Annotated in this window: 13 protein-coding genes; 3 read left to right on the top strand and 10 right to left on the bottom strand. The window is 45.5% G+C overall.

Going from position 1 to position 22049, the window contains the following annotated elements; genetic code table 11:
* Nucleotides 1-7: 7 nt before the first annotated feature.
* Complete coding sequence (locus FN815_RS13320; RefSeq protein ID WP_142455142.1) at nt 8-1594, bottom strand: AsmA family protein; 1587 nt, start codon at nt 1592-1594, stop codon at nt 8-10.
* A gap of 108 nt (nt 1595-1702) precedes the next feature.
* On the opposite strand from FN815_RS13320, the gene FN815_RS13315 reads away from it, so the two are divergent.
* Both FN815_RS13315 and FN815_RS13310 read left to right on the top strand, forming a co-directional pair.
* Nucleotides 1703-4312, top strand: coding sequence for a M14 family metallopeptidase (locus FN815_RS13315; protein ID WP_142455141.1), 2610 nt, complete (start codon nt 1703-1705; stop codon nt 4310-4312).
* 58 nt (nt 4313-4370) lie between these two features.
* The gene (locus FN815_RS13310) at nt 4371-7565 is read left to right on the top strand and encodes a S41 family peptidase (protein ID WP_142455140.1); all 3195 of its coding nucleotides are present in this window, start codon (nt 4371-4373) and stop codon (nt 7563-7565) included.
* Nucleotides 7566-8429: 864 nt separating this feature from the next.
* On the opposite strand, the gene FN815_RS13305 is transcribed toward FN815_RS13310, so the two are convergent.
* From FN815_RS13305 to FN815_RS13275, 7 genes are all read right to left on the bottom strand, one after another.
* A complete protein-coding gene (locus FN815_RS13305; RefSeq protein ID WP_142455139.1) occupies nt 8430-10016 on the bottom strand; it encodes an amidohydrolase family protein in 1587 nt (528 codons plus the stop codon).
* Nucleotides 10017-10088: 72 nt separating this feature from the next.
* Nucleotides 10089-10547 (bottom strand): methylated-DNA--[protein]-cysteine S-methyltransferase, encoded by a 459-nt coding sequence (locus FN815_RS13300; RefSeq protein WP_142455138.1) that lies wholly within the window; start codon nt 10545-10547, stop codon nt 10089-10091.
* A 27-nt stretch (nt 10548-10574) separates the two neighbouring features.
* Nucleotides 10575-11474 (bottom strand): LEA/WHy family protein, encoded by a 900-nt coding sequence (locus tag FN815_RS13295; RefSeq protein WP_221930321.1) that lies wholly within the window; start codon nt 11472-11474, stop codon nt 10575-10577.
* 1493 nt (nt 11475-12967) lie between these two features.
* Nucleotides 12968-15208: a TonB-dependent receptor gene (locus FN815_RS13290; protein ID WP_142455136.1), complete on the bottom strand. Its 2241-nt coding sequence runs from the start codon at nt 15206-15208 to the stop codon at nt 12968-12970.
* 1 nt (nt 15209) lies between these two features.
* The gene (locus FN815_RS13285) at nt 15210-15683 is read right to left on the bottom strand and encodes a hypothetical protein (RefSeq protein WP_142455135.1); all 474 of its coding nucleotides are present in this window, start codon (nt 15681-15683) and stop codon (nt 15210-15212) included.
* A gap of 82 nt (nt 15684-15765) precedes the next feature.
* Nucleotides 15766-16068 carry a hypothetical protein gene (locus tag FN815_RS13280; protein WP_142455134.1) on the bottom strand — a complete coding sequence of 101 codons (303 nt, stop codon included), beginning with the start codon at nt 16066-16068 and terminating at the stop codon, nt 15766-15768.
* A 202-nt stretch (nt 16069-16270) separates the two neighbouring features.
* A complete protein-coding gene (locus FN815_RS13275) occupies nt 16271-17272 on the bottom strand; it encodes an AAA family ATPase (protein ID WP_142455133.1) in 1002 nt (333 codons plus the stop codon).
* Between the two features lie 85 nt (nt 17273-17357).
* On the opposite strand from FN815_RS13275, the gene FN815_RS13270 reads away from it, so the two are divergent.
* On the top strand, nt 17358-18164 hold the full coding sequence (locus FN815_RS13270; protein WP_142455132.1) for an undecaprenyl-diphosphate phosphatase: 807 nt from the start codon (nt 17358-17360) through the stop codon (nt 18162-18164).
* Between the two features lie 853 nt (nt 18165-19017).
* Here the strand turns inward: FN815_RS13270 and FN815_RS13265 are convergent.
* Both FN815_RS13265 and FN815_RS13260 read right to left on the bottom strand, forming a co-directional pair.
* Nucleotides 19018-19671 carry a response regulator gene (locus tag FN815_RS13265; RefSeq protein ID WP_142455131.1) on the bottom strand — a complete coding sequence of 218 codons (654 nt, stop codon included), beginning with the start codon at nt 19669-19671 and terminating at the stop codon, nt 19018-19020.
* The gene (locus tag FN815_RS13260; protein ID WP_185957303.1) at nt 19664-22030 is read right to left on the bottom strand and encodes an ATP-binding protein; all 2367 of its coding nucleotides are present in this window, start codon (nt 22028-22030) and stop codon (nt 19664-19666) included. Before FN815_RS13260 ends, FN815_RS13265 begins: the two co-directional genes overlap by 8 nt.
* Between the last annotated feature and the right edge of the window lie 19 nt (nt 22031-22049).

Below are 22049 nucleotides of genomic sequence, written 5' to 3'. Positions count from 1 at the left end.
AGGATATTTATCGAATGGAATCTTTTAATCCGCTTAACAGGGACCGCCACCAGTAGGCAAAAATGGATTTTTGCTCATTACGCTCATGATCAATTTCGCCCACTCTTGGATTTTCCCCTCCGTTATTTGACTTGATAAGAAAGGTATTGGCCACAAAATTCCCGGCTTTTTGAAGGATATTTTCATCACCGGGATCACGTTTGTTGAGGAAGGAAACTTTCAGGCTGTCGTATAAAACGGTGACTTCCCCGGATGAGGCCACATTGGTCAATTCGTACTCGGCATCCAGTGAGTGTACCATGCCGGATTCTACTTCCACAAAGCCAACCCGCTTTAACATGTTGTTGACTTGTTTGGGATCGATAGGGCCCAGTTTAGCGGTGATGTGATGATAATTGTCGGTGCGATAAAAAGGATAACGGATGTCAACTTGCAAGGCTCCCGCGTTCATGAAGTCCGTGTCAACATGCAGTAGCAGCGGGTCATTTTTAAAATTAGGGTGAGTAGCTGAGCGAAAGGGGCCAAGGGTTGCATTCAGGTTATTAAAGGAAATATGGCCGGCCGAGTCGCTGGGCGGTTTGTGCTCGGAGTAAATGATAGTGCCTTTGTTGATACGGACACCGTTTAGCTGCAGTGCAATTGGAATAGCACTGGATGCCTGATGAAGCATTGGTTTGGCTCTGCCGGGACCGGTAGCTCGTTCCCGGTGTTTATCCCGGAATACTTCCAGCCATGGCTCGCTGATAATCAGAGAATCGATATTCAGCTGTTTGCTTACCAATGAATCGATGTTTACCCCGGAAAGCTGTATTTCTGGGATATCCAGTTGAATACGATCAATTTGGCGACCTCTTGCTTTGGCATATTCATATTTGGGAAGCAAGGGCGTAAGGGCCAGCTGAGAAATATTCAGACTTTGACCGGATTTATCAAAGTGAAAACCTTCAGCACTGAGTTCATAATATGTTTCTTTAAGCGACCATTTCAGGCTTCCTCCAGTAAGATCCAAATCTTCCAAGAAAAGGAGGGCAGAGCCATCCATCAGCCGGTTGAGATCTACTTGGGTGGCTCTGAGGTCAATGCCGGTGGCAGAAAAAAGCTCGGAGCTGTCAGCACGAACGATGCTTCCCGCCCCGTCACGAATGATAATATCAAATTGGGTGAGATCTGGAATTTTTGAAGAGTCAGCCGAAGATTTCTGTTCAAATGAGGAAGCCCGAATAGTACGTTCATTGAGTTTGACGCGGGGTGACTGGATCTCAATCTCAGAAAAAGATGGAATTTTTTGGCTGATCAGACTAAACCAGTTGATGCCATTTATGGAAAAAGAACGGGCTTCAATAGACCGGATTTGCAAGTTGTCATCTTTAGATTCGACGACAATGGAATCCACAGAAATGGAACTGGTAAACACCCCGATGTCAAAAGTAGAGAAGGTGAGCGAGTAATCCTGATCGGTCTGCCTGCTGAACTCTTCGGAGAGCGTCTCTTCAAGAGGATCACTTAAAAAATAGGGAGCAATGAATGCGGCTGCCACTGCCAGAATAATGACAGATATAACAAATATTAAAAAAACCTTTAGTGCTTTTTTCATATCTCAAAATTAATATAAATCAGATCAATGCAAAGAACTTAATTCTTTTCAATAAAACGATACCGCAAACAAATATTAACATATAGTATTAGCCTCAATCGCCTCACCATGAAAACAAAGCTACCCTTTTTAACCATTCTCATTCTTTTAGTACTAACGGCAAACTACGTATCTGCCCAATATGAATTTGCTTTTGACCGATTTCAGTTCCATCCGGAACTGAATTATGACGCACAGATCACTTCCCCTGCCGATTATCTTGGCTATGAGCTGGGTGAGGAATATACCTTTCACCACCAGGTGATGGATTACTTCAAGCAATTGGATGAAGAGTCAGATAAGCTGAGTTTTCATAAATACGCCACTACCTACGAAGGCCGTGATTTGTATTATGCGGTCATCAGCTCGGAAGAAAATCAGGGCAATATTGAATCTATCAGAGAGGCTAACCTGGAGCTGGCTAACAATCCCGAATCATCCGAAATGGAAGATAACCCGGTGGTGGTTTGGCTGAGTTACAATGTACATGGTAACGAGCCTTCAAGCAGTGAGGCCGCCATGCAGACGGCGTACCGTCTGGTAGCTGCCAATGATAGCGAAACTCAGAACTGGTTGGATAATGCGGTGGTCATCATCGACCCGATGATTAACCCCGATGGCCGCGACCGCTATGTGTACTGGTATAAATCATCCCGTGCAAACATTTTAAATACCAATGCTGACGACCTGGAGCATGATGAAATCTGGCCGGGCGGTCGTACCAATCATTACTGGTTTGATTTGAACCGTGACTGGGTGTGGCTGGTACATCCCGAGTCACAGGGAAGGATTGAGGTTTATCAGCAGTGGATGCCGCAGGTGCATATGGATTTTCACGAGCAGGGCTTTAACAACAACTATTTTGCCATGCCGGGAACCACACCGCGTAACCTGGAACTGCCGGCAGAATACGAGGAATGGGCCGATACTTTTGGCCGGGGATTGATTGAAGAATTTGATAAAGCTGGTGTGAACTACGCCACGCGTGAGTCTTTTGATTTCTACTACCCGGGCTACGGTTCTTCTTATCCCAGCGTGATGGGAGGCATTGGAATGCTGGCCGAGCAAGGCGGACACAGCCGGGGCGGACGTGCAGTGGAAACAGAAGACGGGTACGTGCTTACTTTGCGCCAACGGATTTTTGATCATTATACTAATGGGGTTTCTATCGTGAAAACATCGGTTGAGAATAAAGCCGGGCTGTTGAACTATTTCAAGCAGTCACTTTCCCAATCGGCCCAGAAAGGAGATACCCGCGCCTACATCCTACCAAACAATGAAAATGATTATACCTACCAGGTGATCAATATGCTGATGAAGCACGGGGTGGAAGTGGAGCAGGCTACCGAGGATTTCAGCCAGCGAAATGCATTTAGCTATTGGGATGGCAGTTCCTCTAACCGGGATTTTGGAGCCGGGGATTTCATCATCAAAACAGATCAACCCAGACATTTATTTATCAATACGCTTTTCAGAAAGCAGATGAATATAGAGGATTCGGTGATGTATGATATGTCTACCTGGTCGGTGCCCATGGCGTACAACCTGGATGCCGCATGGACCACCCGGGATGTTTCGGTTGATACGGAGCCGGTGACTGAAGATCTGATGTATGCATCTGAGCTTAAAGATGCTGGTGCGCAGTATGCTTATGTAATTGACTGGGATCAGCGGCATGCACCCAAAGCGCTAGCCAAACTTTGGGACATGGAATACAAGGTACGAAGTGCCCGGAGAGCGTTTACCTCCCAAGGGAAGACCTACTCGGAAGGTTCGTTGATTGTGCTCGTTGGACGGAATTACGAGAAAAAGAATCAGATGGAAGGTGATATGCAGAAGATAGCCGAATCGGCTAAGGTGGTGGTAGAAGGTTTTGATACCGGCCGCATGGATGAAGGCATGGACCTGGCATCCAGTGACAGTCAGCCTATAGAAAAACCCAATGTAGCCCTGATGATTGATTCACCTTTTAGTTCTTATACGGCTGGACAGTTATGGTTTTTGTTTGATCAGTGGACTGAATTTGGCATTAATCGCATTCGCTCAGGGAGTTTTTCGACCGGAGATTTGGATGAATACGATGTAATCCTGATGCCCGGCGCATGGCGAGGCGTTCAGGGTGTTTGGAGTGAGAACGATATTGAAGCCTTAAAAGACTGGGTACGTCAGGGTGGCATATTGATTGGTGCCGAAGCCAGCGGCGCTTGGCTCACCAAAAACGAATCCGGATTTACCGATGTAGAGCTTTTTGAAGAAGATGAAGCGGATACCACCGACATCGATCCAAAAGCCTATACCAAATATGCTGACCGCGAGGATGTATTTGGTCTCGAGCGCATTCCCGGCTCTGCTTTTAAGGGCATCATCGATAACACCAACCCGCTTGCATTCGGATTGCCCGAGCGCATGTATTCGTTAAAATTTAATGATGATGGTTTAGTACCTTCCACTTCATACCAAACGGTAGGGTACTATGTGAAAGATTCAGATGAAGTATTGGCTTCGGGGTATGCCTCGCAGGAGAATAAAGAGAAGGCAGCCGGAATGGCCTTTGCCGGGGTGGAAAGCATGGGAAGCGGAAAAGTCGTCTTTCTGCTGGACAACACGCAGTACAGAATGTTCTGGGTAGGTCCCAGCCGGATGGTGCAAAATGCTGTAATGTTACTTCCCGGAATGTAACCTTTTAAAAAACTGTCAGTTTAAGAGATAGTAAAAACCACTAAATCACTATTAAATCATGAAATATTTATTCAGCTTGTTGATCATTACGAGCTCTTTGCTTGGGAGTGTTCAGGCCCAGGATGAGATGCTTTTACTCAGGAACCCGGCTATAAGTCCCGACGGTTCGGCCATTAGTTTTTCTTATCAGGGAGATATCTGGAAGGTGCCCTTTACAGGCGGCGAGGCCAATCGCCTTACGGTTCATGAAGCCTACGAAAGTGCTCCACGTTGGAGCCCGGACGGCGAATCCATTGCATTTCAGGGCAGCCGTTTTGGCAACAACGACATTTTTGTGATACCGGCCAAAGGGGGCAAATCAGAACGAATCACTTATTATTCGGGAAGCGATGCATTGTGGGACTGGACCACCGCCAACGATCTGCTATTCAGTAGTAACCGTACTTTTCAACAAGTGGAGTGGGATTCCGAATTACAGACGGTGTCGGCCGATGGCGGCACACCCATCCGCTTAATGGATGCTTTAGGTGATATGCCGGCCATGTCTCCGGATGGTCGATACATCGCATTCGTACGTGGATCTTGCCGTATTTCCCGTGAAGAGTATGACGGTCCTGCCGACCTGGATATCTGGTTGTATGATACTGCCGATTCTTCTTTCGAATTGATTACGAATAACTCGCGCAATGATTTTCTGCCCCGCTGGAAAGATGAAAACACGCTTTACTTCATTAGTGCCCGAAGCGGTCGGTACAACATCTATGAAATGGAAATAGGAGGAAGTGCTAAAGCGGTAACGAGCTTTAAGAATGATGGGGTGCGCCACTTTGATGTGGCCCTGAATGGGAATATCGTGTTAGAACGAAGAGTAGGTTTACAAACCCTCACAGAAAGCAATTCCACTGCTCAGGATCTGTCAGTGAGGCTTTCCTCCGATTATCGCTTTTATCCGGAAGAACATGAGACTTTTACCGATGATATTGACGGCTACGCGATTTCACCCAACGGGAAATATGCGGCCTTAACGATCCGTGGAGAAATCTTCATCAAGAAAAACGATAAAGAAGTAAGCCGCACGGTGAATGTTTCCGAGCACCCATATCGGGATATGTCGCCGACTTGGCTGAATGATTCCACCGTAGTATTTAGCTCAGACCGAAATGGAAATTACGACTTGTTCCTGGCCCGTTCTTCGGATGAAAATAAGACCGACATTTTTAAAAGCCTGAAGCATGAAGTGGTTCAGATCACCGGAAATAGCGAGGATGACATGAATCCGCAAATATCTCCGGATGGCAAAAAAATTGTATTTCAGCGGGGAAGAGGGATGCTCATTACCGCTGACATCAGCAGTGCCGGCGAACTGTCAAACCGTGAAGTGCTGCTGGATGGGTGGGCTAGCCCGGATGATGTGGCCTGGAGCCCGGACAGCAAATGGCTGGCCTATTCACTGGACGATCTCTATTTCAACAGCGAGATTTTTATTCACGCTGCTGATAACAGCAAGGAGCCGGTGAATGTGAGCATGCATCCCAAAGGAGACGCTATGCCGGTGTGGAGTCGGGACGGTTCCAAGCTTGGATTTGTATCAAGCCGAAATAACGGCGACTACGACATTTGGTTTGCCTGGCTGACCGAAGAAGACTGGCTGAAAACCGAAGAAGATCGTAAAGAAGGCTACTACTTTGACGACGAGGAGGAAGCATCCGAGGAAGAAAGCGAAGACGACGAAGAAGAGAAAAAAGAAGTGGAGCCGATCGAAATTGATTTCGAAAACATCCATGAGCGCTTGTGGCAGGTAACTTCCATGCCAGGCAATGAGTTTGGCCTGGTGATCTCCAAAGACGGCGAGACCTTCTACTTCACGGCCAGCGACCCTGCCGCCAATGGGAACGACTTGTATAGTGTGAAATATGATCGCCAGGAGCTGAAACAGCTTACAGAGGGCGGACAAAATCCCTCGGGCCTAACTTTGAGCCCTGATGGGGAGAAACTGTTTGCATTGCGCAGAGGTCAGCTTAACGAAGTGAGTACTTCCGGTGATTTTACGACCTTGCCGTTCCGAGCAAACATGGTAATCAATCATCATGAAGAACAAACACAGGTGTTTGACGAAGCATGGAGTGCTTTAAATCAGGGTTTCTATGATCCTGATTTCCATGGTGATAACTGGAACGCCCTCAAAAATAAATACCGTCCCTGGGCGCTTGCGGCTTCTACCAGTCAGGATTTCCGGTATATGTTCAACTGGATGCTGGGGCAAATGAATGCAAGTCACATGGGCATTTATGGTTCCAATCCTGAAGAAGTGCAAGACCAGCAAACAGGCTTACTGGGTATCGGCGTCGAGCCGGTTTCTAATGGCGTTCGGGTTACGGATGTGGTGAAAAACAGTCCGGCCGACCGAGAAGTGAGCAAGCTTAACGAAGGCGATATCATCACCCATGTGGATGGACAGGAGATTGAGCCAGGCACCAATTTCTATTCTTATTTTGTGAATGATGCTTCTGAGCAGATTTTGCTGCAGGTTGAAGGAACCAATGGAGCAGAACGCGAAATCGTGATTCGTCCAACCAACAGACTTGGGGATGAACTCTATGAAGAATGGATTGACTCCCGTGAGAAGCTAACTGAGGAATACTCCAATGGCCGTTTGGGATACATCCATGTAGAAGGCATGAACTGGCCCAGTTTTGAGCGCTTTGAGCGGGAACTCACGGCCCAGGGCTACGACAAAGAAGGCGTAGTGATTGACGTGCGCTGGAATGGCGGCGGCTGGACCACCGATTACCTGATGACGGTACTTAACGTGAAGCAACATGCCTACACTATTCCAAGAGGCGCTACGGATGATCTCGATGAAGATCATGAAGAGTATCGCGAATACTATCCGTTTAGCGAGCGTTTGCCGCTTTCCTGGTGGACCAAGCCTTCGGTAGCTATTGCCAACGAAAGCAGCTACTCCAACGCCGAAATTTTCTCCCATGCCTTCAAAACGTTGGATGTGGGTACCCTGGTCGGAATGCCTACATTTGGCGCGGTGATTTCAACCGGGGGGATGGGATTGCTGGATGGCTCTTTCGTTCGGATGCCATTTCGTGCCTGGTATGTGAAAGCAACGGATGAGAACATGGAAAACGGTCCGGCTGTACCGGATGTAATGATTAACAACGAACCGGATAGCAAAGCCAAGGGCGAAGATCCTCAGCTTAAAAAAGCCGTTGAGGTGCTTTTGGAAGAAATTGATTCATAAAACAAAGGAAACTTAAAACTGCAAAGGGCGCTGAAAGGTGCCCTTTTTTATGCCTCAAAAATCCATCATTCCATTTCTCTGGAAAGGCCGTTTGTAGTAGTTGGGAGAAACGGGGTGATAGGTGGTGCTTGGTTGGATCGGGATTTCCATCACCCGGCTCAAACACTTATTACAATCGGTTCGAATCAAACCGAGCCGAATGATGGATCATAATAAATATATTACCAAGACTTGGGGGAGATGATCACTGGTGAGTTCTTGCCAAAGCTTCGTGAACCAAAATACCCGGAACACCAACCGGGCGAAGCTTGTCTGTTCCTTTTTTATCCCCGGGTTGCGCCTGCGGCTTACCCGGGGCTATTGATGTTAGCCCCCTATCGGGGGCAATTCATGATAAATTATAACCAACAAACAATCTGATAAATCCATCATTCCGTTTCCCTCGGAAGGGCCGTTTGTTGTAGTTGTGAGGAACGGGGTGATGGATGTTGGTTTGGTTGTATCGGGTTTTCCATCACTCGGCTCGAACCTTGGGGGCATACAAATCGATTAGTCCCGGCCCTGGGTTAAAAGTTCTGCACTTTGAGTGCAGGACTTTAATATTCCGAAAAAGTCTAATGGCTAAAATCATGCAGTCATTCAGAGGCCCCGAATCAGTCGAGGCGAAGAACCTGAGCCAGAACATGCTTACCGACTTGTCATTGATGATGGAGTGTGATTCACTGGGGATGGTTTTCAAGGAATAGAAGATGTGGAGCTTTGCAAAATGCAAGGTCCTTCGCAGGTAGGCTCTGGATGACCGGCATGGTAGAAAAAGTCGGACTTTCAGTCACCAGTCAAACCAAACCGAATAATAGAAGGCCTTTAATAATCCAAACCGGGCTGGGTGATGGTGTAATCTTTTTCTTCTTTTGATTGCTGAACCATTTCTTCAACATCCTTGAGCAGTTCTTTTGCATCATAGACGATGCCATCTTTGATGGTGTATCGGACGCCGCCTTTGCGGGTGACTTCATTATCCTCATTTACAAAAACAGCCCCGGTGCCATACAGTACCTTCAGGTTTTCCATGGGGTTGGCATCTACGATTACCATATCAGCGAGTTTGCCGGGTTCGATGGTGCCAAGTTCATCATCCACACCCAATACCTCGGCTGCCTTGAGAGAAGCCGACTGGAAGATTTCCAGCGGATGGAAACCGGCTTCACGCATCAGCTCCATTTCCTGAATGTATCCGAATCCATAGAGCTTGTAGATGTAGCCGGCATCTGAACCCAGCGTTACGCGCCCCCCTTTGTTTTTGTATTCGTTCACGAACTGCATCCATAGACGATAGTTTTCTTTCCAGGCAATTTCCTGCTCGGTGCCCCAGTTCAGCCAGTAGGAGCCGTGGGAAATTTTGCTGGGTTTGTAGAATTCCCAAAGGGAGGGAAGGGTGTATTTTTCGTGCCACTCCGCCCGGCGCTGTGCCATCAGGTTGCGGTTGGCTTCATAAATGGTAAAGGTTGGATTGAGTGTGAAGTCCAGCTCAATCATTTCATCCATCACCGCTTCCCACTTTTCCGAGCCGGGAGCAGCTGCTTGTTTCCACAGCTTGCCTGCTTCTTCAAATCGGTGTTGCTCGTTGTTGTAATTGTAGTCCAGCGGGTAATCCTGGATGATTTTATCCTCAAACATTGACTCAGGCAGGCCATACCAGTGGGTCATGGAGGTAAGCCCTAATTGGGCAGATTTGAGTGCATGATTGTATACCACACGCGTTTGAGCGTGATGGGTCATGGTGCCAAGGCCCAGCTTGTTGGATTCATCAATGGCAGCTGCATAAATCTCCGGAGAAGCCCCAAAAAACTTGATGCCGTCAGCCCCTTTTTTGTGAATCATCTGCACCCATTTCCGAGCGTCTTCCGGGCTGTCGATAGGTTCGCCGTAATCCATGCCAAAGCCAATCCAGGCTGAGATGCGGGGCGCGGTAATTTCGTTGTTTTTGCTGAGTTCCTTGTGGCGCAGTGTCCAGTCCATGCCGTTGAAGGAACCGGGTTCCCGGATGCTGGTGATACCATGTGCCAGCCACAGCTTGTACACATATTCAGGCGTGGTACCCTGGGCATTGCCACCGGTGTGGGCGTGCATATCAAAGAAGCCGGGCAACAGATACATTCCTTCTGCCTCGATAACCTGGTCGTTTTCACCGGCTTTGGGACGGCGTTGCTCTTGTATGGGCAAACCCGGATAGCCTACGGTTTGGATGGATTGTATGCGATTATTCTTTACAACAATGTCTACCGGTCCGGTGGCTGGGGCCCCGGTGCCGTCAATCAGGTTAACACCGCGGATGATGAGCCGCTCATAGGGGCCGTCGCCTTCGGTGCGTTCGGGGGCATCGGGCATTTGAGCCTGCAAAGACATCATCCCGAAAAAGAGGAAAAGAAAAAGAGTGTACAGGTATTTCATGATCATGTAGGGGTTATGAGCAGATTTTTGGCTAATGTACCACAAAGCGGACAAGCAAGCCGTAAAAATTGGTTAGATGAGCAGGGCGCCTTCATGTTTAAGCAGCCATTCCTTGCGTTCTGGTCCGCCGGCATAGCCGGTTAATTTATTATCGGAACCAATGACCCGGTGGCAGGGAATGACAATGGCGATCGGGTTCTTTCCGTTTGCTTTACCCACCGCTTGCGATGCTTTGGGATCGCCGATTTTTTTGGCGATAGCGCCATAGCTGGTAGTTGAGCCCTGAGGAATTTCCAGGAGCTGCTTCCAAATTTTTTGCTCAAAGTCAGAACCCTGGGGAAGCAGGTTGAGCTGAAACTGGTTGCGGTTGCCGGCAAAGTATTCGCGAAGCTGGGTCTTGGCTGACTCAGTATGCGCATCGGGATCTTCCGGCCCGTCAAAATCCATGAATTTTATTTCGGTGATACCGGAACCGTTAGAGAGAATCCGCAGGTACCCAATCGGACTTTCAAAAAAGCTAACGTAGGTCAAAATAAGTGCTCCTTTTTAGTGATTGATTTAGCGTTGGATGTTAACCAGGCCGCTTCGGTCAAAGTTAAAGGTTGAAGGGGAAAACAGGGGAAGGGAGGCATCTACCGTGGAACTGCCCTCCAGACTGTATTCAATATCATCGCCGCCTCTTAGCACGCTTTGGAGGGCAGCTCCCATCTCAAGCAGGCTTAAACTAATGGGTACGGTCACTTCAGATTCAGATTTTTGATTGATGTGTATGGCTTGATCCATAGTTCCGCTTATAGGGGAGGTATCGTTCAAGCTCAGGTTGTAATTGAAATTCGAAAAGCTAAGGTCAAAAGCGTTGGGGTTGTCAATAATGAGGTTTACCTCTACATCGGCTTTGGTAAGCGAAAGGTTTTCAAGGGCAACATTTTTGATGCTTAACTTTGGCAGTTTAATAACCGGGAGCGTTCCACTTTTTTCTATTGGTACATTCAGGCGGCCAATAACCGGCGCATTGATACCGGCCTCGAAAAGAAAATCATAGCTGGTTTCATCTTTATCCCTGAGGCTGGTAAAAAGATCATACAATTCGCGATAACCAAAGCGGACTGGCACCTGTATAGTGCTGGAGCTGGAAGCTTGAATTTCTGTTTTCTCAATCTGATCACCGGTTATAAATGACTGACCGTTAAGCTGGAAGTCGTAGTTGTAGTCGGCCAGGTTAACGGCAACCGGGTTTGGGTTGTTGATGGCTATATCGAAAGTTAGTTCGATATCCTGAAGGCTCAGGTGAGTAACAGAAGCATCAGAAACGGATAGCTCCGGCTTGCTGACACTGTTGGAAAGAGAGTTGATGGTGCTGCAGGCTGTGAAAGTAAGCAGCAAAAGGAGAAGTAAATAAAAAGGGGTACGCTTGCAATATGTTGGCTTCATGGTAAATTGGTAACTTGATTTATCCAAAGGTATACTTTTTGAGGTTCAAATGAAGCCCGGGAAATGGTATGGCGGGATTTGCAGGTTTTATTGCTAAGAGATGATGAAATAGATTGTTGAAGACCTTTTAGGTCATCCTTTTTAAGGATTTAGGCTCATTTTTCGATCTTAAAAAATTTTTTCAAAAAAAAAGTGTAACAAATCGGGTGCTGATTACTCTTGTATACAGCTTATAGGGAAAGATTAATGTTTATACCCTAACAGTTAGTCTCATCTTACTCCTTAAATGAGCTGAAACCTAACATAGAAACCCGGACTTGAACCCTCCGGGTTTTTTTATGCTTGAAGTTTTTGGTGGATCTAATATTTCAGAGATAAAACTTTGGGCATTAGAACAACTCCGGCACAAATAGTGAGCACTGAGTTTTTTCTATTCGTTCTTTTTAAAAGTGATCGCCTAAAAAGGCTACCATTTTTTTCTAAAAAAAAACGCACTTCAGGGGCATATAAGGGCGGTTTCTGATTTTTAGAATTTTTTTTCAAAAAAAGTGTAACAAATGGGGAGCGAGATACTCTTGTAAACAGCTTATAGGATAGATTAATGTTTATACCCAAACGAATTAGTCTCATCTTACTCCTTAAATGAGCTGAAACCTAACAATAACCCCGGAACGGATACTTCCGGGGTTTTTTTATGCTCCTGATTTTTTACGGGCTTATTTAATGTGTTTAAAGAAAAAATTGGTACGCTTCGAACATTTAAGCACAAATTGATGAATCAGTGTTTTAAAAAAAGTGAACTTTCTGGATAGTGGTTTCAAATAACGGAGTTCTTTTTTTGGGTTAAAACACTGTTTAAATTGGTTATAGGCCGAAAAATAATTCTCAGAAGAATTCGAAAATTTTTTTCAAAAAAAAGTGTAACAAATAGGGGGGCGAGATACTCTTGTAAACAGATTATAGGATAGATTAATGTTTATACCCAAAACAAATTAGTCTCATCTTACTCCTTAAATGAGCTGAAACCTAACAATAACCCCGGAACGGATACTTCCGGGGTTTTTTTATGCGCTTTATTTTTTTGAGCTGGTATATACTTATCAATTACGGTTTTAAAGCAAGCATACCAACCTCCTCTGTCTCCTCCTTAAGGAGGAGGACGCTTTGCTGCACATCTAAAATATGATTAGCTACAGAACTTTTAGTTACTACGAAAAGTCCTCTCCTTGTGAAGGAGAGGATTTAGGTGAGGTAGAGGAATGGGGCTTTGCGTGTGGGAGCTGTAAGCAAAAAGCTATGGTATTGGAAATTTATCAAGTAATGAGGCTGAACTACAGCAGATGTCTGTGAATCACCCATTTTGACCTCCTCTGTCTCCTCCTTGGTAAGGAGGAGGACGCTTTGATGTACATCTAAAATATGATTGGCTACAGAACTTTTAGTTACTACGAAAAATCCTTTCCTTATAAAGGAGAGGATTTAGGTGAGGTCAAAAAATAAGATTCTGAACTTGCCAGTTGCTAAAAATAAAGCCGGTATAGCAAGCTCACATTAATACCGGGCTCCGGACGCAAATCTTTGATACGTGATAAGTGATTGTAATATTCCTGGTTCAGCAGATTGTTGATGTTCAGGGAAAAGGTGTGCATCAAAGATTTACCTTCCAGGCGATATTGGGCAAAAGTGTCTACCAACGTGTAGCCTTCAGTTGGCGTTTCGAATTCACCGGTCCGTGTTTGGTCAGCGGCTAATCTTACGTGGGAACCAAGCTCAAAGCCACTCTTAGTGTACTTAAGCCCAAATTGTGCTTTCATTGGTGGGATCTGGGGCAGGGGGCGTGTATTATTTTCGTAGCCCGTTGCCTCTTGCTCTTCATCTGGTACTTTGCGTTCTGCAATGGTGTAGCTAAAACTGCCGTCAGCTACAATGTGCCGTAGAAGTTGAACCTCCGCGGAAAACTCAACCCCGTATAATTCCGCATTGGCTCCTACAAACTGGTAAGTGTTTAAATCGGGAAAACGGTTGCTGGGCCTGCCGGTATCCCGGGCATACAAGTAGTTGCTAAAGCCATTATGGAAAACAGCAGCTTCGGCGTTTGCACGCTGTGATTGATACCGGATGAATATTTCTTTAGCCAATCCTCGTTCCGGTTCCAGCTCAGGATTTCCAATTTCATATGAATAAGACGCCAGATGCGGACCTTCAGAATAGAGTTCTTCAAGTGAAGGAGCACGGAAAGAATGCAATAGACTGGTTCCAACTGAAAGTCCATTGCCTAATGAGTAGATTGCTGCAAAAGAGCTTGATAAAGCAGGGAAACTACGTTCGCGGATGTTTCCAATAGAGGAGTTAGGTTCGTTATCAACCGGTTTGTTAAGTACCCAGTCAAAACGTAATCCACTTTCGAGGTGCAATTTGCCCATATTTGCTTCCTCAATCAGATAAGAGCCGATTTTATAGCTGTTGGCATCCGGCGTGCTGGAACCGATCACTGCATAATCTTCCACTTCACTCCAAATACCAAAAGTTCCGCTATCGAGAAAACCCAATGAATTATGCGTGGCTTTGATTTCAGCATTAGTCGTTACCAGGCCAAACTGAGTGCCTAAGCTGCCGTTCGATTCGATTTCTTTATGCGTGTAGTTTTTAAGAGAAATCTCGGCTTCAATCACTTTCAGGAAATTGTTGCGAACCAGGAATTCCGCTTTACCATCATATTGAAATTTTTCCATTTCAATATCTACGCCGTTGGGATGACCTTGCGGATCGGGCGGGATGCCGTAGTTATTGAAATAGCTGCTAAAAGCTCCGCCTACATACCCCCAGTCTTGAACCCAACTAAGTCCGGCTGCATTGTTAGTGGATTCGTAATAGGTATTCTTAATTTCGCCCAGCGGAGTGGATACATTATTAGCCAGCCGGCCATTTACATTTAGGCTTAAGGCAAAATCTTTATAAGGAATGGTGGCATCCACGGCACCTGAAAAACCAGTATTGACGGACTCTCCATTCAGGGTGAGGCTGCCATGTGTACGGGATGGCACACTGGTTTCAATCTGGTTGCGCACCACGTTGATCACCCCGCCTATGGCATTGGCACCATAAGCCAGCGCCTGTGGACCACGGGCTACTTCTACTTCCTGGGCTGAGATCGGATCGATGGTTACGGCATGATCGGCCGATTGTGCCGACACATCCCCGGAACGAACACCATCCTGTAAAATAAGTACGCGTTCATCCCCCAGGCCTCGAATTACGGGACGTCCTGGCGCACTGCCCATACTCCGTTCATCAAAACCGGGTAAGTTGGAGAGCGTTTCAGATAAGGTGTTTCCCAGATTGCGGCGTAAATCCGAACCCATCACTTTTTTGGATGCATGCTGCAGATTCGAGCCTTCCATATTGTCGGCCATGCCCACAATATCTACTGATTGAGAACCTAAAACCGTTGGTTTTAATTTAATATGAATGGTTTGGTCGCTTTCTTTGATGGCAATTTCTCGCGTTTGGGTACGATAACCCACTCGGTGGATAGACAAAGTAAAATTGCCGGCAGGTACGTTTTTAATTTCATAGTAACCGTCGGCATCAGCAACGGCGGTTCGATTTAGTTCTTCTATATGAACATAGGCAAAAGAGACAGGTTCGCCGCTCTCTGCGTCAGTTATAAATCCGGATAAAAGGTAACTGTCTTCGGCCAGAGCATTCCCCGAAGAGAATACTCCTGCCAAAAACAGAATATGAATAAACAGTGTTTTCAATTTATTCAGCAGCCATTACTTCTATGGTGAAAGCAGGAAGGGTAAAATCGGGATGATCCTCATGCATCAGTTCCATAGTCAGCTCAGCAGAACCTTCTGATAATGCCGTGACAAGAAAAGCCCAATCTTCTGGCTGTTCTACATCTATAACGGAAGAATTTGAGATATTGAATCTCAGGTAAGCCTCAGGCTCTTCAATTTCTACCGGGTCGCCATCATGATCAATAAATTGAACCGTAATCAGTCCCGTTTGATCTCCTGCAGTGACAGAAGGGAAGTTGTTGATTAAATTGTCGTTGTCAGGATATTTTGCAACTACAACCTCTCCATTAAGGGTAAGTAAAGCTCCTTCTGGTTCAGGATGCTCATGCTCTTCATCATTTGAAGTGGAATTGGAACAAGCTGTGGCAATGGCTACAAGGATTACGAAAGTAAAGACGGACTTCACCGCTGATAAAATATGTGCTTTTTTCATGGATATAATAAGATTTAAGTACGTTGAGAAATAGAATAACTAACTGCTTTTAGAAGCAGTTGGGTAGAGTTAATACTTAAATCTATGCAGGTGGGGCGCGTCCCAGTAGCTGTACAAAGGGTTGAGCGGATAAATAAAGAGGGGAATGGATGTAAACTGTTTCAGGAAAAGGTAACAGATCAGCAAAAACAGGCTGAGACTCCTGACCGGAAACCGCAACAATCCCGGAAACCGGGCAGAGCACTTCGTTGTGTATATAATGTTGCTCATCGGCATGATCCAGACATTCCAAACCCGCACTATGGTAATGAACCATAGAAAGCATGGTTCCTGTAATCGCTAACGCAAAAAACAGTACAGATATGTAATTCTTAAATCTGCTCAACTACTGAATAGCTTTGTTGGAAATGACCTCATTATATAAACCAAGTATCGACAATAAATGGTTCAAATGAGAAGTGCTTTTTATGTTTGTTACAGATTTTTAAAACTGATGGAAGGAGAGAAATCAAGAAAAAAGCCGGAAAGAACATCTTCCCGGCTTATATAATTAGCAACTTAGGCATCAACTTGCCTGTGGAAAAAAACTATGGCACCTGAACGGTGTTCATAATCTTTTTAACGATATCCTCAGGCCCAACTTCTTCAGCTTCAGCCTCAAAAGTAGGAATGATGCGGTGCCGCAGGACATCCATCGCGATGGTGCGAACATCTTCCGGCGTTACATAAGCACGGTGTTCCATAAAAGCGTGTGCCCTTGAGGCCAGGTTGAGGTTGATAGTAGCACGTGGGGAAGCCCCAAAACTGATCAAATCTTCCAGTTCCTTCAGATTGTAATTTTTGGGCTTTCGGGTGGCAAACACAAGGTCAACAATGTACTGCTCTACCTTCTCATCCATATAAATTTCATTGATGGTGCTGCGGGCTTCAAGGATTTTCTCAGGATCTACCACCGTAGCCAGTTTTTCCTTCTTGCCCGTTTTAGCCATCCGGCGCATGATTTCCATTTCTTCCTTTTCAGTAGGATAATCAATTTTCAGCTTCAGCATAAAACGGTCAACCTGTGCTTCAGGCAGCGGGTAGGTTCCTTCTTGTTCTACCGGGTTCTGGGTGGCAAGCACAAGGAAAGGCTCTTCCAGTGTGTAGGTGTTTTCGCCAATGGTCACTTGTTTCTCCTGCATGGCTTCGAGCAGGGCACTTTGTACTTTGGCAGGCGAACGGTTGATCTCATCGGCCAGGATGATGTTCGCAAAAATAGGACCTTTCTTAACCAGGAACTCTGCTTCTTTTTGATTGTAGATGAGCGTACCAATCAGATCGGCCGGCAGCAGGTCGGGGGTGAACTGAATACGCTGAAAATCAGTGTTTAACACCGTTGCAAGGCTGGAAACCGTCAGGGTCTTCGCCAGCCCGGGCACCCCTTCAAGCAGTACGTGTCCATTGGTCAACAGCCCCAACAGCAGGCGGTCAATCATATACCGTTGACCAATAATTACCTTCTCTAGTTCATTGCGGATGTCATCAATAAAGGCACTGGTTTTCTCAATCTTCTCGCCCAATGCTTCCATGTCCATTGCGTATTCACTCATGTCTGAAGTCTTTAGATTCTTTAATTTAGTATTCGTTGATGATATGATTATTTTCTCGCCTTAAAAAAGCGATAAAATAAGAAAAATGGACGTTTTACAATCTTTTTTATTAGGGATCATTCAGGGGTTGACAGAATTCTTGCCCATCAGCAGTTCGGGCCACCTGGTGTTAGGGAAGCAAATCCTGGGGGTTGAGGTAGAAACAGGCATCACTTTTGAGGTGGTAGTACACTTTGGAACACTCTGCAGTATCCTCATTTACTACCGTAAAATTATTTGGGATTTAATTGTTTCCGGGCTGAATTTCTTGAAATCTCCTTCTGCCGGTAAAGAAGATCCGAACGTAAAAACCATTGGTTTTATCCTGGTGAGTATGATCCCTGCCATGTTGGTTGGTTTTACCCTGGAAGAACAGGTTGAGTCTATTTTTGGCGATCCCATGCTGGTATGCGTGATGCTTTTGGTAACGGGATTGCTGCTCTTTTCTACCCGTTTTGTAGGTGATACCTTTAAGGATGTCAATCTCCCTAAAAGTTTCCTGATTGGTATAGCCCAGTCTTTTGCGATGATTCCCGGTATAAGTCGTTCTGGTTCTACCATCTCAGCGGCTCTTTGGCTGAATGTGAAAAGGGAAGAGGCGGCTAACTTTTCTTTCCTTATGCTGATTCCAGTCATTGCCGGTGCTATGCTGCTGGAGGTTAAAGATTTGATTGAACTCGGTGTATCCGATGCCGAGTTAATAAATCTCGTGGTAGGTTTCCTGGCTGCTTTTATATCCGGTTACTATGCGCTTAAATACCTCATCATAATCCTCAAGAAAAAAGGATTTCACTACTTTGCCTATTATTGCTGGATCGTCGGCGGTGCCGGCCTGGTGTATTTTTTGGTGTGATAATTTTGAACTGACATCATGTGAAGGGTTTGAAGCATTGTGATGCTATTTCTTATCACAGAACATCATAAATATCACAGCTATCACAGTTCTTTAGCTAGCAAAATACCCAACCTCTGAATAACCAGCATCACATGTACAACAAAGGGGCGGAGGTTGCTTTCTTTTCCCGGATTAAAATCCGTGGCTATATTCGGCCGTCCCTAACGGGACTTGTTTCCCTCTGTTCTATCTGTTACGCACGGAATGAGCCCGCCTCGCTTGGCTTGTCCGGGGCTACCCACCAAATGATCCTACGGATCATAAACACGTTCCATAGGAACGATTGGTGGGTGGATAAAAAAGGAATTAGAGGGTAAATTTTCGCCCCGATGGGTGGAGGGAATAGATGGTTACCGAAAATTGGGGAATATGCTTTGAATAGGATCCGAAAGAATAATCCGTGTCAATCTGATCAATCCCATTAATCCAGGTTCAAAACAAAAAGGTAGTATCAAAACTTGTCCCGTAGGGACTACATATCGGTAAAAAGAACACCCAGGAAAAAGTGGAATTTTCGCCCCGATGTATGGAGAGAACAGGTGTTTTTCGAAAATTGGACACGTACTCACAAACGAAATCCCATACACATCCATAATCATCCACATAATCCTTGTTCTGTTTTGATGCAGCCACTAGTCGGGCAAACTGCCCGACCTACGTTTTCGCTCCAACGCGGAGCGATTGGAGCGAGTGGTTTTTTAAGAGCTCAAAGTTCTCATTAACCCCCTAAATCACTGTTCAAAAAAGAAAAGCTGTTTGATTGGTTCGAATAGACTTTACATGTCACCGCACACCGCACACCGCACACCAATCACTCAATCAACCCGAGGATATATCCCTTTTTAACCAATCCGGCGGTGTTTTTTACATCCAGCTTTTGCATCAGGTTTTTGCGATGGGTTTTTACGGTATGTTCGCTGATGTAGATTTTTTCGGCAATCTCTTTGGTGGTGTATTCATCGGCGATAAGCTGCAGCATTTCCAGCTCCCGTTCGGTAAGCGGACCGTCATCTTCCTCCGAGTCACCTTTATCTGCACTGCCGGCCGACTTGTATCCCTTCACCAAAATGTCCATGATCTCCGGACTGCAGCTGAATTTCCCATTTGCCACGTTTTTGATGGCCTTGATAAGGTCTTCAAAATCTGTGCTTTTCAACAGGTAGCCTGAGATACCCGTATTCACTAGCTTGTCTACGAATTCTTCACTGAAGTAGGTACTGAGCATGATCACGTGAACTTCAGGGTATAGCTGAATTACATTCTCCGCAACTTCCACGCCGCTGATGCCTTTCATCTCAATATCCAGCAGCAGCACATCGGGATGTTCGCCTTCCTTCATATACCGGAAAAAGTCGGTGCCGTCGGTGAATTTCTTGAGTACATTTAGCTCCGGGTCGGAAGAAAGCAGCGATTCCACGCCCTGCAGAAATACTTTGTGATCGTCAACCAGTACAACGTTAATCATGGGACTGTTCTGTAGTCAAAATAGGTTCTTCGGCTTCTTGTTTGGGAACGGTGATGGCGATCTTAACACCCTGTTCCGGCTTGGTCTGTAAACTAAAACTTCCGTTGATAAGTTTGGCGCGGTTCTTCATGTTTTCCAAGCCGTAGCTTTTATCGGTTTGGTTGCCACTGTTAACGGATGAAGGCTCAAAGCCCTGACCGTTATCTTTAATTTCTACGTGGAGTTCATTCCCAACATCGCTGACCATGAGGTGGATGGTGTCGGCACGGGAGTATTTGAGGGCGTTGCTCAGGGCTTCCTGAATGATACGGTACAAGTTCAGTTCCACCGAATCGGGGTAAGAGCCGGAAAGCTGGATGTTGCTTTGGATGTTGATGCCAAACTTGTCAATTTTTTGCAGCAGCCCGTGGATGTCGTTTTCCAGTCCCTGGCCGGATACTTTGCTGTCGTTCATTTCTTTGATGATCTCACGGACTTCGCGGAAGGTGTCGTCCAGGATATCTTTGCCGTCCTGGAAAGACCTGTACAGCTCCGGTTTACTTTCCTTGATGTTCTTATCCATAGAGCTAAAATACAGTTTCACCAGCGAGAGCAGACTGCCGAGGCGGTCGTGCAGTTCGGCGGCCAGGCGTTTGCGCTCTTTATCCTGTCCTTCCAGCATAGCCTGCACCGACTCCAGCTGTTGCTGCTCCATGAGCGAATCGATTTCCTGTTGGAAGATTTGTTGGTTTTGAGCGGCAATGATTTTCTCTTTGCGGATCTTGTAGATGAACCACCAGGCAATGGCGATGAGCAAAATCAAGAGTGCAATCACTCCAAAAAAGAGCGAGCTGCGCTGGGCCGTGCGCGTTTCAATGAGGGCTTCGTTACGTTCCTGTTCGGCCTGCAGTAAGCTGATTTCTGCATCCTTTTTCTCCGTTTCATACTTGGTGGTCAGCTCCATGATGTCGCGCGTTTGTTGCTCATTCATCAGGCTGTCTTTTTTCTCGGTATAAAGAAGATAAGTCTCCAAAGCCTGTTCGTACTCCCCGCGCATCTCGTAAATTTCGTACATGTTGAAAAGGGTGTTCTTCTTGAGCTGCAGGTAGTTAGAAGCCAGGCTTTTCTCGTAGGCACGTTGATAGTACTCGTAAGCGGTGTCGTAGTTTTCCAGGAAGAAATGGCACACGCCAATGCCATTGTAGATAAGGGCTAAATTTCGGTCATCATTGTAGTCTTCATAAATTTCGGCTGCTTCGGAATAGTAGTTTATCGCTTTTTCAAAATCCCGGGAGCTATAAAAAATTCTACCGGATAAATATAAGGTTCCGGCTTTTTGAAGTTGATTTTGTTGACCATATTCATTGGTAGCTAATTCGAGGTAGGTTAGAGCAGAGTCTCTTTTACCCCAATCATTATAGACTTCACCGATATTACGCATTACATCGGCCTTTCCAATGATAGAATTTATACCATTATATACGGAAAGTGCTTGGTCATAATACTCTAAGGCTCTTTCGAAGTTGTTCTGTCTGCGATACACATTGCCAATATTGTTATATACATGACCTAAAGATTCATTAGTGATTTCGTTGGCTTCTAAGAAGCGAAGATTCTCCAAGTATTTATTTAGGGCCTGATCGTAAATACCTTGTTCCAAATATAGGTTACCCAAGTTTGTAGTGGCTAAAACCAGGGCCATCGAATCATTACGGGCTTTCTGAATTTCCTGATATTGCTCATAATATCTTTTGGCCTCATCAAATTGAGACTGTTCTGCTTTGAGATTACCCAGACTTAGGAATGCATTAGCCAAGGTATTTTGGTTACCCGATTCTTTACTTTTCTCTATACTTAAATTTAGATATTTAAGCGATGAATCCGTTTTACCCCAATGGCGGAATAAAATGCCCATGCTATTATAGACTTTGGCCTGCTCACTTATATTGTTTAAATCCTTCCAGGTTTTTAGGCTATTCTGGAAATATTTTAAGGCTTGATCATAATGGTTTCTTTTCCTAGATAGTAAACCCAATTGGTAATTTGCAGATGCTATCACATTGAAGTTGCCTTTGTTGCGGCTTAAATCTTGCCCTTCAGTGTAATAGGTCTCTGATTTATCGAGCTCTCCAAGTTGGTTATGTATTCTTCCGAGTAAGATTAGCATTTCTTCTTCTAAGGAAGAAGGTTTTTCCTGAAGATGTAGGCGCTCCAACACCCTTTCAGCGTAATAGCGACTGGAGTCGAGTTCAAGCGGATAAAATTCCTCTGCTTTATCCGCATAGATATAGCTCAGGCTGTCTGCTTGTTGATATGATTTTGCATGACATGTTAAAGCAATGGCTAAGCAAAGGAAAAAACAGAGGGTAGAAGCTTTCATTTCTGTAAAACTTAAGTAA

The sequence above is a fragment of the Gracilimonas mengyeensis genome (assembly GCF_900182705.1).
In the GTDB taxonomy this organism is placed as follows: Bacteria; Bacteroidota; Rhodothermia; order Balneolales; family Balneolaceae; genus Gracilimonas; species Gracilimonas mengyeensis.
Note: the sequence above shows the minus strand (reverse complement) of the source record. Positions and strands in the feature narration are given on the sequence as shown.